Origin of the sequence: Chitinophaga sp. RCC_12 (assembly GCF_041360695.1) — a bacterium.
In the GTDB taxonomy this organism is placed as follows: Bacteria; Bacteroidota; Bacteroidia; order Chitinophagales; family Chitinophagaceae; genus Chitinophaga.
This window is the reverse complement of record NZ_JBFUPS010000009.1, coordinates 26,374-39,112: the sequence shown is the minus strand read 5'-3', so window position 1 is coordinate 39,112 and position 12,739 is coordinate 26,374. Positions and strand designations below refer to the sequence as shown.

The following is a 12,739-nucleotide window of genomic DNA, read 5'->3' as shown; positions in this document are numbered from 1 at the left end:
TATGAAACAGTTAAAGTACCCGCTATTTGCGTTTTCTTCGTATCAGTATGATGATACCTGCCACCAGGATCAGGGAAGGTATAACATATTGAAGTATCGTCTTCAATGTTTGCGCCGGGGCCTTTTTAATCGTCAGCCATATATCCGTGGGCACTTTAAAATTATGGTAAACCGGGTATTTGTTATCAACCGTATAGCTGTAGAACGCGTTACCATAATCCCTTCCATCCCCTCTCGCCGCAGACATCATGTCCGCATCGCTGGAAATAATGATCTTCTGCAATTTGTTGCCGATTTTGCGGGTAAGCTGCAGACCCACCGGATAAGGCGCTTCCTTCCTGTAATCCCCTTCCGCGATATTGAATACCGGCGCTGCGGAGTCTACTACCAGCAAGCCTCTTTCTACCCAGGTATTTTCATTGTTATGTAAAGTGGTAATTTGTTCTACCTTAAATCCGGTGGTATCAGAATAGCTTAATACACTGGCACCAACGATAGCGGTATAGCAAGCTTTGACGATACCGTTTCTCAGGTAGAAAAACGGCTGCTCATCCGCCATATCCGAACCTTTCTTAGCAATCAATCCTAAAAACTTGTGCGGCATATCCTGCGGGTTCACCTGTACAATGGTGCCTTCATCCGCATTTACCCCCACATGATTCAGAATAGGGTTCATGATAAACTGCTTGCCTGGTTCGGAATAGAACATAGCATTTCCTCCATTGTCGATATACCGTTTAACGCTATCGATAATGGCATTATCCAATATTGATTTCGGATCGGAAACCACCAGTACATCGTTGGGCTTAAACCTGCCGGAGCCCACCGCCGGGATGGTGTCGAAATTCAATCCCATATTAATCATCGCGCCCCTGGAAGCTTTATTGACAGCATGGTTCCCATATTCCCGTTCGCCCAACTTCAGCGGTGAACGCTCATAGTGCCCGGTAAGAAATTTAAACGTAGGCGTTGTATCATTCACTAAACGCAGCAAGCTACCGGAAACATGTTTCTCATAGGGAAAAACCTCCGGGTCGGGGTATGTTCTCAGGATCGTTTTTTTCCCTTTATACTCCACCTCCATCAATAAGCCTTTCGCTTCCGATTCCAGGTTGATGATCTTCCTGATTTCTGCTGGCTTTTTATACATCGAGAGATCGGTTTTATACATTTCCGCATACTTCTCCGCGATTTCATCCAGCGATTTGCCCGGGTATGCCTGGAATATTGAACTGTCTCCCTCGTTTACATCGTAATAATACACATATTTAAACTCCATATTATTATAAAAGCGGCGGTACCTGGCCCAGAAGTTCCACAGATAGGCATTGCGCGCAGTAGGCAAGCCACTGCCCAGGTTATACCCCAACAGGTTAGTATACAGCGTTACCTTCAGTGGTGATCCGTCCAGCTGCTTCAATACGCCCTGGGTATTTTCATGCAGCGTATTTATCTTGCTTCTCGTTACATCCCAATAGCCGATCAACCTGGGCAGGGAGGTAACGACTAGTATAACAACCGTTATCGCGAACGCCAACAGGTATCTGCCTGCCGATACACGCCACGACTTCGACTCGGTAACGGATTTCGTTTTGATGATGGTGAATATGATAAAAAGGGAAATAATGCTAAAGAAGTAGACAAGGTCCTTTGTGGTAATCAGGCCAGACAGAAAGCTCTCCACTCTTCCCGAGCTGGAAAGGAAATAAGTCACATCCCGCACGTAATCCGTTCCCTGGAACAGCATACCCAGCATGGTGAACATGATCAGCACCACAAATGTTCCGATCCCGGCAACAATCGGATACGAGGTTAAACTGGAGATATACATACCTACCGCCACATACATCGCCGCCAGTAAAAAGAACCCCAGCACCATGGACATAATATGCGGGAACTCTGCATTCTTAATAGAAAAGGTCAATATGAGCACCTCCGCCAGGAAAATCAGGATCATCAGGCATACAAAACTGTATACACCCAAAAACTTACCCAGCACGATCTGGCGTGTTTTCAAAGGCGACGAATGAAGCAACTTAATCGTTCCGGCAGAATATTCACGGTTAATCACACCCATGGTCAACAGCGGAATGAACAAAAAGAAGATCATCATCACCGTATCGAGCCCTTTGCCGATCACCACCCGGGTGAGCGGCAAATTGAGAAAACCATTGAAAGCACTCCCCTGCAACTCCAGGAAGGTGTCCTGCTGCAACGCGGTATCCGCCAGGTTTCCCATAATGATGCCCCCACTGGACATCAGGAATAAAATCAATATAAACCATGCGATCGGCGAAAAGAAAAAATATCGTAATTCTGCCCGCGCTATATTAAAAACTACTCTCATTAGTGTAATGTTGAAGAAGAATTTGATGATAATTGTTTGAATACATTGTCCATACCGGAAGATTCGATGTGAATAGAAGTGAGTCTCCAGTTTTTCTCCGCACTCTTCCTCACAATTCTTTCCGCCAGATCGTCGTTGGGCTGGAAATAGATCCGGCATTTGTTATCCGGCAGCAACTCTACTTTCTGTACATCTTCCATCGCCATCAATTCTTCCGGCGGAGGCATATGGAGCATTCTCACCATCATGGTATTGGGCTGAAGAATATTATTGAAAGCATCGAGGGTATCAGAAAACACCACCTGCCCGGATTCGATCATGATGATCTCTTTGGCGAGCAGGTTAATTTCGGACAATACATGCGACGACAACAATACCGCACGGTCCTGCGCAATTTCCTTGATCAGTTTCCTTGCTTCAATGATCTGGTTGGGATCAAGGCCATTGGTAGGCTCATCGAGGATTACCACTTTCGGTTTATTGATGATGGATTGTGCGATGCCCACCCGCTGGCGGTATCCGCCTGATAGATTCTTTATAAGACGTGACCTCATCTGTGTAATGGACGTTTTCTCCAGCACTTCATCCACGGCGCTTTTGATAAGACGCCTGTCCATTAACCTCAGCTGCGCGGAATACTCCAGGTACTCCTGCACGGTAAAATCCAGATACAGGGGCGCCTGCTGCGGTAAAAAGCCGATCTGCTTTTTATATGCAATAGGATCATCTTTGATGTTCAACCCATTGATGGAAACATTCCCTTCCGTTTGCAGCAAGGTGCCGCAAATGATATTCATAGTGGTAGACTTGCCTGCTCCGTTCGAACCCAGCAATCCGACAACACCGGTATCATTGATCTCAAAATTTATTTCGCGTATGGCCCAGGAACTGGCATACTTATGCGATAGGTTCTCCACCTTTAATATAGGCTGCATATAATGTTACTTATGATTAAAAACTTGGATTAAAAATGACCGATAGTTTTTGCCCTGGCCGAAAAAACACCTTCTGAAGTCCATGTTCCGGTTACCAGCATGGTACGTGCCTTAAACAGCCATTGGGTATTCTGTGTAGTAGTACCCGGGAAAATATTTATGTCGGACAGGGTGGTCAGCGTGACGCCTGTTGCATGATCCCGCACTTCAAAACGGAAGTTGTTCACGGATACATTAGCAGGAACTTTTATAAAACCGGATAGTTGTTCATAAGCGAGATCGGTGACCATAGTGCCCGGTACCGGCTCCAGCTGTACCACATCGATCGGCCTGTTATCGAAAAGATTAATAATCCGGAGGTTCACCACACTGTCATTCAGGCTACGGGAAGGAAGTTGTTCCTTCACCGTTTTTTGTTGCACTTTCGCCGGACTACCATACACAAAATGCGTATAGATCCCGCCAGGCTCCAGTTGCAGCGTGGTTTTCAGAAAGGGATTATTGGGCTGGAGCGTATCGTAGTTTCTGAATACCGTAACCTGTTGGTTCATTTTATCGGTAGCATAATCAAAAGAGCCGCCGCTGACAATATATGACAGACTGTTGTAGTATTTTGGCTGTGAATTTCCAAAATAGGCTAACAGAGAGGAGGTATTGTCGTTAACGCCATTCACAATCGTCAAAGACGCCGGAAATATCTCTTCCCGTAACTCCTTCTTACAGGAAGTACCGGCAATCAGCATCCCTCCGGCTAACAGGACCGCTTTGAAACATTCTTTATAGCTGAATTGAAACATCTTGCTTGATTTATATAGTGATCAACTTTTTATTAGTAGCCGGCATTCTGGGAGAGATGGTTGTCCAGGAGAATTTCGTCCGGCGGAACGGGGTATAGCAACTGATGCTGACTCCACGGCTGTTTGTAAAATATCTCCGAAAGCACCTGCGTGGCCTTGTTCGTCCTTTTCAGGTCCAGCCAGCGATGTCCCCACTCTGCAAACAACTCTATGCGCCTTTCCTGCGCGATGGCATCCGTTACCTGCTGATCGGTTAAAGTATAAGGAAGACCGTTCAATCCGGCGCGTACCCTGATGGCGTTCAGGTCATCGATCGCGGCATTTTTATTGCCCGCACTCCGCAACATATTCGCTTCCGCCCTGATCAGGTACATTTCTGCAAGCCGCATCACTACATAATATTCGGACCTGAACCCTCCCAATTCGAAGTTGGTGGTATTGATTTTATACTTGGCCGGAGAAAATCCTGCAGGTATTGATGTACCGCCGGTGATAGCCGTCGTCCATGCCGCTTTCCTGTTGTCGCCCGCTTCGAAAGCATTCATCAGCGCCGGCGTGAGATACCGGCCTGTCATGGAAATCGCTTCTGGCGTGGCATTGCGCCGCGTCGCTGAAATATTGGTCTGCTTCAACTGGAAAATAACTTCGTGGCTGGATATACTGAACACGCTGTTCAGACTTTCCAGTTTAAACAGATCTGTCCGGCTGATCACATCGTTCGCCTGCTGCCAGGCTTTTTCATAATCCTTGGTAAACAAGTATACCCTTGCCAGCATTGCCTTAACATACCATTTATTGATCCGGATGCGCTCCGTGTTGTTGCCATCGTAATTTTCAGAAAGATACCCTGACGCCTCTTCCAGGTCGTTGATGATTTGCTGGTATACAGCGCCAGGGCTGGCAGAAGGGAGTTTTACTGTATTATTATAATCGATGGATAAAGCGAGGGGAATTTTTTCGAACAGGTTTACCAGGTAGAAATATCCCATTGCCCTTACCGCCAGCGCTTCGCCCAGCACCCGTTTCCGGTAGTCCTGCGTAAACTCGTTTGACGTAGCAGCTTTTACACCGTCTATCAGCGCATTGGCATTGAAAATTCCCTTATAGGCCGTCTTCCATATTTTAGTGGAATACCCGGGGTTCCGCAATGTAATCCTGGCGGCCATCTCCACATAGTACTGGTAGTCCCCGCTGAGCGAAGGCTGATATAATTCATCCGCCGAATGCCCGGCAGCCAGCGTAATTCCCCCGGCGCTGTATAAATCGCTGCCCAGCTGGTCGTACGAATTAACTTCGAGTTCTCCTCCGCTGATCAGGTAAGAATACAAACCATTAAGCGCAATGGATGCCTGATCATCGCTCTGGAAAACCTGGTTGGTAGTAATCGAATTTACCGGGTCCTTTATATCCAGCAATTTATTGCACCCCGTTACCAGCACGCCTGACAACAGAATACCGGTTGCATATATATTGAAAGCAAATCTTTTCATACGATTGATTTTAGAAACTTAATCTCAGGTTTGCGGCAATTCTTCTGATCTGCGGCGTAGTGCCCAATTCAACATCCGACATCCTGTATTGCGAGAATTTGAAAATCTTTGATGAATTCACGGAGACCGTTCCCTGCGTCATGCCTACTTTCTTTAACCATGCTACCGGCAGCATGTACGACAAACTAAGATTGTCCAGGCTGACATAAGCCCCTTTGGCATAGTAGGCATCCGACCCGGAAAATCCACCGCTGTTGAAAGTGGAATACTTGGTGTAAAGAGCTTTGTCGCCCGGTTGTTTCCAGTGCCTGTCCTGGACCTCCTTATACATCACCATGTTGGCCTGATTCCCATACCCGAGGTTATTCAACTGATCCGCGACCAGGGAATTTTCAAAGCTGAATTGTGCATCCAGCGACAACACCCGCTTGAAATCTACCCGGAAGCCCATCCCACCGAAATATTTAGGATTCAGGTCAACCACCCGGTAATGATCGTCCAGCTCCGTGTCAGGAAAATTCGTGGAAGCTATTCCGACAGGTCTCACCCCATCCCCGTTATAATCCTCAAACTCAGGTGTTCCTTTCATTGGGTTGATGCCGATATAATGCGAGTAGGACCTGGCGGTTACGGAAGCCCCTATCCTGTACATATCCTTGTAGGGAGAATCTTCCAACCCTTCGAAAGCTACCAGCGTATTATTGTTCTTACTTACCTGGAATCGTGCGGTCACACCCCAGGTCTTCGTGTTCAGAATCGTTCCATCCAACATCAGCTCCACCCCTCTGTTCCGGATAACAGCGGGCCAGTTGCCCACCACAGAAGGAAACCCTGTGAATGCCGGCGTGGTAATGCTTGTCAGCTGCTTTCCGTCCCTGTTGATGTAGAAGTTACCTTCAATGTTCACGGTGCTGTTGAAAAATCCCACCCTGGCGCCTACTTCAAACTTGCTGGCGCTGGACCAGCTGTATTTCTGGTTAACGGGCTGTATGAGCGTATAAATAGTCTGATCGTCATAATCCGGCAGTTTGTCCAGGATACCCGTTGGAATGTTCGACCAGCGCGAGAGATATTGATAATCGCCCACATTGGCATTCCCCATCACGCCATAGGTAGACCTGATTTTGGCAAACGAGAACCAATCCATGCCGGCATTTTTAAACCATTCTTCATTAGATAAAACCCATGAAACCCCTGCAGATCCGAAGTTCCCGAAACGGGCCCCGTCACCGAAACGCGACGAGCCATCCCTCCTGCCATTTAAACTAACGATGTATTTATTTTCCCAGTCGAATGCCACCGTTGCCAGCAACGAAGCAACTTTCAGCTGGGCATAATTATTCATCGCCTGCACCAGCTGGGCATTCGAGTAGCTCTTGATGAGGTTATCGTTCGAGAACATCATCGCTATCGTTGTTACCACATCCTGATCGGCATAACTGTAGTCTGCTGCCAGGGAAGCCGACACCCTGGCGCCGCCGAACAGTTTAACATAGTTGATACTTGGCCTCACCAGCAGGCTCTTTCCGGAACCATTACCGAAAATTGCCATGCTTATGGGAAAATACATAGGATCTTTCCCAGCTTTAGGCATATAGTAGCCGGATTTATTGGAGAAAAATTCCCCGCTAAAGCGAACGCCTGCCGTCAGGTCCTTAAATATTTCGTAGGTAAAACCAACATTGGTCTGGCTTTTCAGCGTTTGATTCTCCCCCCAGTTTTTAATATCCCTGAATGGATAAACGCTCCCATACTGGTTCCTGTACGGTTCAAAATTATATTGCCCGTTCTCATCATAAATCCATGGAGCATTGGGCGCCAGCGAGTAAAAGTCCAACGTAGCGGCAGTTTCATTGTTGGAATAGGTACTGTTGGAAGAAAGTTCCACCATCAGCTTGCCGTTCGGGCTGCGATGATTGAAAGACAATCCCACTGTTAGGCGATCGTTTCCTCTCCCCTGGTTGTACATTTCCGTTGTGGAGGTATATCCCACACTCACGCGGTAGGTATTCTGCAACAATCCGCCTTCCACACTCAGCTGCACATCATTCGACTGCTCATTTTTGAAGAAGACGCGTTGCCAGTCGGTATAGGCCTTGGGATCCCAGATCGTGAGGTCCGGGGCATTATCCCGGGTAGGAAGAACTGCATCATTCAGCATTGCCTCCTTTCTCACCGCCAGGTACTGTTCCGTGTTCATCATATCCATGTAACGCTGCACGCCCGAAAACACTTTGGAGTAGCTTACATTAAACCGGGTAGGACCTGGCTTTCCTTTTTTGGTAGTGATGATGATCACGCCGTTGGCGCCCCTGGAGCCATACAACGCGGTGGCATCCGCATCTTTCAGCACATCCACACTTTCAATGTCCAGGGGATTGATCATATACAAAGGACTTTCAGTAGTCGAGTAACCGCCGCTAACAGGTGTGCCTGCACCCAATGGATTAACGGATAAAGTAGCAATCGGTAATCCATCAACCACATACAGCGGGTCCGTAAACATGTTTTCGTTCAGCACATTCCGTCCGCGTAGCTCTACTTTCCTCGCTCCTGCCGTGTTGGCCGATTGGCTGATCCGGAGGCCAGGGACGCGGCCTGCGATCGCGTCCAGCACATTTACGACGGGTTGCCTTTCAATATCACTGGCTTTCACTGTAGCGATATTGGCGGTGCCGATTCTTTTATTGGTGGTGCCCAAAACAGTCACCTGCACTTCATCCAGTTTGTTTTCGGAAAGCACCAGCTCCGTGTTGTATGCCCTGGCAGCAAAAATGGGTTCCGTTATTTTAAATAGATGGTCCACATAGCCGATATAGCTGATCCGCATCTGGTCGCCCACCTTCATCGGCACCTGGACCGATCCATTCCCTGCGGTCAGATAATTCCGCTTGTCGGTAAGATTGCTAATGGTAGCGCTGACCAACGGCGTGTAACCGGAAGAATAGACATAGACAGTGATCGATTCCTGTTTCGCCGGCACCGTATCAACGGGCGGACTGGCTACAGCCGGCCTGGACTCCTTCTGGGATACCAGGATGTTTTTGTCGATGATCTTGTAGGTCAGTGACTGGTTCTCAAATACCTTGTTGAGAAAGGCTCCCAGGTCAATTCCCCTGGCAGTAATGGTGACCGGCTTTGCCACCGATAAGGCGGTAGCCTTGTACAGGAAAACATAATCGGTTTGCGATTCTACAGCTGCAAAAACTTTTTCCAGTGCAACGTTTTTACCGTTAAAGTTGATGCTCTGTGAAAGCCCTCTGGCAGATACCTGCAACAGGGCAGCGGTAAGGAGAAAGAATGTTAGCTTCATGACTAACAGAGATTTGGTTGAGCCACGTTTCCATCCATAGGGAACCCGTATGCAATAAGAAATAATTAGCATAGCTTTGCATCGTCCGTCCTTTTCATAAAGGGCGGAATGTTTAAGTGAATAAATAAGCAGTCTTTACCTGATTGTGATGATTACATTACTTGAACATCTACCGGGAGTGTCGCAAGCACTTCCGGTTTCGTTTTAAGCAACCTCTTTTATTACTTGCTATCTTACATACAAAATATTTCCCTTCAGTTCGAAATTCACATCCATCGTTTCCAGCACTTCTAATACATTAGACAAATTGGTATTGCGGTGCATTTTCCCTTTGAAGATGACATTATCCGGCTTCCCAACGTATTGCACATCTATATTGTACCATCTTTCCAGCTGGCGCATTACACTATATAAATCCATGCCGTCAAAATTAAACAGCCCGTTTTTCCATGCGATCACGTTGCCCGCATCAGGCGTTTCCGTTACGGTCAACGTGGCTTCCTCCGATGCATCCGGTTTGCTTAAAACCCCTGTCTGGCCGGGCACAAGCACCTGGGGAGGCGTGGTATGCTTATTGCCTGCCAGCGGCGTTATTTTCACAGCGCCGGTCAATAGTGTTGTGCGGATTGTTTTTTCGTCATCATACGTGTTCACATTAAATGAGGTACCCAATACTTCCAGTTTCATCTGACCGGTTTCCACTACAAATGGCTGCCAGCTTTTGCTGGCTACTTCAAAATAAATCTCCCCGCTGATTTTCACCCTTCGTTCCCCCGTCTTGAAAGCAACCGGGTATTGTATAGAAGACTCGGCATTCAGCCATACTTCCGTTCCATCAGGAAGAGTGACGTGGTACTGGCGGCCTTTAGGTGTGGTAATGGTATTATGGGCCTCCCCGTCTGTTGCGGCGGAGGCGTCGTATTTAAGCTCGTTATTGTTCAGGGAAATTTGCGTTCCGTTTTGCGTAGCGATTTTTCCTTCGCCCAGGCTATCCAGTACCAGTTGCGTACCGTCTGCCAGTGTCAGGATAGCGCCGTTTTTACCCGGTGGGATGTCGTGCAGGGCGGATTTCCGGCCAAAAGGATCAGCATTTTGCGCACCAGGTGTGAGGAGGAAATAAGTGGATATGCCTAACCCCAGCACAAGTACCGCGGCCGCCCATTTCCAGGTGCGAAGGAACTGCATCCGGCGTATATTTGATTTTGCAGGTTTGTTAGAAAGAAAACGTTCCATCGCAGCGGTTTCATCAAACCGGGCCATGGCCCGCACATTTTGCTGTTGTATGTCGGTATTGTTCAATTCCATCCATAACTGCCGGTTCTCGTCGCTGGCAGCGATCCACGCATCCAGCTGATCCTGCTCGTCGGCGGTAAGCGTGCCCTGTTGCGAACGGGAAATAAGCGCAGCTATGATGAATGGATCGTTTAAAGAAGACCCCATGTCTGATGTGTTTATCTTATTACAACATGGTGTCCCGATCGTACCAAAAGAACCAAAAAAAAAATTATGAGTGGAGGGAAAACGACAAAAATAAGGCTACTACAGCCGGCGACACGCGCATTCTCAGCAGCTTCATGCCCCTGGTTTTCTGGTTTTTAACCGTTTGGAGTGAGATAGAAAGGATTTCGGCGATCTGTTCGTTCTTCAGTCCGTCGATATAACTCATACGGACGATCTTCCCGCATTGTTCCGGCAGGTTACTGATCTCGCGGTAAATTACCCTGAACACCTCCATGCGGATGATATCCAGATCCTCACCTGTGGTGGCCTTTTCCTGCTCGTGTAGGAATTTAGCCTGGCGTTCCTTGCTATGCTGTGCCCCTTTCAGGAAATTAAGGGCTGCATTACGTGTAGCCTTGTACAAGAAATCCTTCAGATGCCGGAGATCCTCGAAGGCATATGGCTTCTGCCATAATTTTTCAAAAACGTCCTGCACAATATCTTCTGCATGCCCAGGCTCACCGATGATAGATTCGGCGTAGTGGCAAAGGGCATTATAATACTCTTTAAAGATATAAGAATAATGCAATGTATCCCCCGAAGTCAAGCCCTGCAAAAGCTGATACTCATTATTAAAAGATTTCCGCGACAAGTTTGCACCCCGATTTTAGTTGAAATGTAAAAATAGTCAAAAAATCAAGCTATAAAAATGCAATTGAGGAGTGGAATTTCTTCCCGGCCTTACCGGGGAAATAAAGAAGCCCGGCGTATTCCAAAAAGTAATTCGCCTACAGCAATGGATATTTCTAACCAAAAAACTATATCTACATCAACAAAAATCGTAAATTGATCATGATAGTTCTGTTCCTGTTTGTAACTTAAAGTTAACTGATCATGAAGTTTAAACTAATTTTATCGTTTTTTCTTTTAACCACTTGTTTTGTTTCATTTAGTCAAGATATGCCATCCGGAAAATCCCAAAATCAAGACATTGCTGTTACTGAAAAAGGCTTAATAAAGATATCCGTCATGTATCCATATGCTGAGGGTAAAACTTTCAATATGGAGTATTATGAAACTAAGCATATGCCCATGGTGGCTGGTTTCTTAGGAGCAAACCTGGTTAAATATACTATTGAAAAAGGACTTTCCAGCGGTATTCCAAACCAACCTTTACCCTTTATGGCTATTGGTACATTCTATGTAAAAAGCCTGAGTGAATATCAGGCGGCTATTGCTCCAAACAGGGATGCGATTCGTGCAGATTTTATAAACTATACCAATGTCGTTCCTGTCATTTTGGTGAGTGAAGTTGTAAAATAAAGCTGACATAGCGATTTATTTCCGGGGATGTATTTATAAGGAAAAACAAATAAATTTGTGGCAAAAAAAATGGAAACCCAAACAAGCCAGGTCAATGTAGAAGAGGAAAAGCAATTGATCCTACTTACACTTAATGATTATCTTCAAGGACGTCCGGTACTCGACATCGAAAGGATCCGGGCAGCGTTTCACCCCGATGCTTACATCAGGACCATCATAGATGGAAAGTTAGTTCAGTGGGCACTGCCACAATATCTGGACCTGGTTGCCCAGGCAACAATACAGGAATGCCAACCCGAACTCCTTTCATTTACCTGGGATGGAGATACTGGTTCTGCCCACGTGCAATTGACTTTTGCCACCTTTCGGTTCATTGACCGGTTTAACCTGATAAAGCTAGACGGGAAATGGCTGATTGTGGATAAGGTTTCTTACCGGCAGGAATTACCGTGAGAAGTCGTTGGCAGGAGCCTCTCCTGCTTCTATAGAAAGAATTATAGGTTAAAAACAAAAACCCGTTTCTACTCAGTAGAGACGGGTTTTTCTAAAGTCAGGTGATCACAGCACTACTTTCCGCCAACACTAAGTGAAAACTCCACTACTTTTGACGGCAAACATTGGTGGTCGTCACAGGCCATAAATTCCACGCATCCTTTAATTTTAGTGGCAGCCTTCCCCTTTAGCATTATCTGCTGAATAAAATTAACTCTTCTCTCATAGTACTTCAATTCTGTTTTAAAATTATCGTCATAAGCTTTCTTCAAAGTTCCGGATTCCTCAACTTTTCCCACGAACGTAACCAACGGATTCTTATTAAACCGGAATGAAGTAGGAATGGGGCCTTCTCCGGTTTCCTGAGCATAGATATGCCAGCGTACATCAATATTCGCTGTCATTTGCAGTTCGATTCGCTTTGCATCGATTTTCTTTGCGCTAAATGTCCATTTTACGGGGTTCTCGATTTGCGCACTGGCAAGATGGGATAGTAAAAGCAGGAAAACTGCAACCAATACATGTCTCATATATATGTTTATTGATTCACCATTCATTTTTTAGTACTGTAATTACACACTACTCACTAATAAAGTATCAAA

At 46.4% G+C, this 12,739-nt stretch carries 10 protein-coding genes; 2 read left to right on the top strand and 8 right to left on the bottom strand.

Annotated elements, in window-relative coordinates:
* Positions 1–22: 22 nt before the first annotated feature.
* The 7 genes from AB6805_RS23595 to AB6805_RS23565 form a co-directional block, all read right to left on the bottom strand.
* Positions 23–2,347, bottom strand: a complete 2,325-nt coding sequence (locus AB6805_RS23595; RefSeq protein WP_370911914.1) for a Gldg family protein — start codon at positions 2,345–2,347, stop codon at positions 23–25.
* A complete protein-coding gene (locus AB6805_RS23590) occupies positions 2,347–3,282 on the bottom strand; it encodes an ABC transporter ATP-binding protein (RefSeq protein ID WP_370911913.1) in 936 nt (311 codons plus the stop codon). Before AB6805_RS23590 ends, AB6805_RS23595 begins: the two co-directional genes overlap by 1 nt.
* Before the next feature lie 29 nt (positions 3,283–3,311).
* Complete coding sequence (locus AB6805_RS23585; RefSeq protein ID WP_370911912.1) at positions 3,312–4,079, bottom strand: hypothetical protein; 768 nt, start codon at positions 4,077–4,079, stop codon at positions 3,312–3,314.
* A gap of 32 nt (positions 4,080–4,111) precedes the next feature.
* Positions 4,112–5,569 (bottom strand): RagB/SusD family nutrient uptake outer membrane protein, encoded by a 1,458-nt coding sequence (locus AB6805_RS23580; RefSeq protein WP_370911911.1) that lies wholly within the window; start codon positions 5,567–5,569, stop codon positions 4,112–4,114.
* Between the two features lie 10 nt (positions 5,570–5,579).
* On the bottom strand, positions 5,580–8,882 hold the full coding sequence (locus AB6805_RS23575) for a SusC/RagA family TonB-linked outer membrane protein (protein WP_370911910.1): 3,303 nt from the start codon (positions 8,880–8,882) through the stop codon (positions 5,580–5,582).
* A 228-nt stretch (positions 8,883–9,110) separates the two neighbouring features.
* Positions 9,111–10,322, bottom strand: coding sequence for a FecR family protein (locus tag AB6805_RS23570; RefSeq protein ID WP_370911909.1), 1,212 nt, complete (start codon positions 10,320–10,322; stop codon positions 9,111–9,113).
* A 64-nt stretch (positions 10,323–10,386) separates the two neighbouring features.
* On the bottom strand, positions 10,387–10,974 hold the full coding sequence (locus AB6805_RS23565) for an RNA polymerase sigma factor (RefSeq protein ID WP_370911908.1): 588 nt from the start codon (positions 10,972–10,974) through the stop codon (positions 10,387–10,389).
* A gap of 242 nt (positions 10,975–11,216) precedes the next feature.
* On the opposite strand from AB6805_RS23565, the gene AB6805_RS23560 reads away from it, so the two are divergent.
* Positions 11,217–11,645, top strand: a complete 429-nt coding sequence (locus tag AB6805_RS23560; protein ID WP_370911907.1) for an EthD family reductase — start codon at positions 11,217–11,219, stop codon at positions 11,643–11,645.
* A gap of 57 nt (positions 11,646–11,702) precedes the next feature.
* Entirely contained in the window at positions 11,703–12,098 is a 396-nt protein-coding gene (locus AB6805_RS23555) for a nuclear transport factor 2 family protein (RefSeq protein WP_370911906.1), read from the top strand.
* Positions 12,099–12,211: 113 nt separating this feature from the next.
* On the opposite strand, the gene AB6805_RS23550 is transcribed toward AB6805_RS23555, so the two are convergent.
* Positions 12,212–12,667: a protein-disulfide reductase DsbD domain-containing protein gene (locus AB6805_RS23550; RefSeq protein ID WP_370911905.1), complete on the bottom strand. Its 456-nt coding sequence runs from the start codon at positions 12,665–12,667 to the stop codon at positions 12,212–12,214.
* Positions 12,668–12,739 lie beyond the last annotated feature (72 nt).

Bases quoted from the DNA above. Each gene is read 5' to 3' on its own strand.
- AB6805_RS23595 (WP_370911914.1), bottom strand. From the start codon at position 2,347: ATGAGAGTAGTTTTTAATATAGCGCGGGCAGAATTACGATATTTTTTC.
- AB6805_RS23590 (WP_370911913.1), bottom strand. From the start codon at position 3,282: ATGCAGCCTATATTAAAGGTGGAGAACCTATCGCATAAGTATGCCAGT.
- AB6805_RS23560 (WP_370911907.1), top strand. From the start codon at position 11,217: ATGAAGTTTAAACTAATTTTATCGTTTTTTCTTTTAACCACTTGTTTT.
- AB6805_RS23580 (WP_370911911.1), bottom strand. From the start codon at position 5,569: ATGAAAAGATTTGCTTTCAATATATATGCAACCGGTATTCTGTTGTCA.
- AB6805_RS23570 (WP_370911909.1), bottom strand. From the start codon at position 10,322: ATGGGGTCTTCTTTAAACGATCCATTCATCATAGCTGCGCTTATTTCC.
- AB6805_RS23550 (WP_370911905.1), bottom strand. From the start codon at position 12,667: ATGAGACATGTATTGGTTGCAGTTTTCCTGCTTTTACTATCCCATCTT.
- AB6805_RS23575 (WP_370911910.1), bottom strand. From the start codon at position 8,882: ATGAAGCTAACATTCTTTCTCCTTACCGCTGCCCTGTTGCAGGTATCT.
- AB6805_RS23585 (WP_370911912.1), bottom strand. From the start codon at position 4,079: ATGTTTCAATTCAGCTATAAAGAATGTTTCAAAGCGGTCCTGTTAGCC.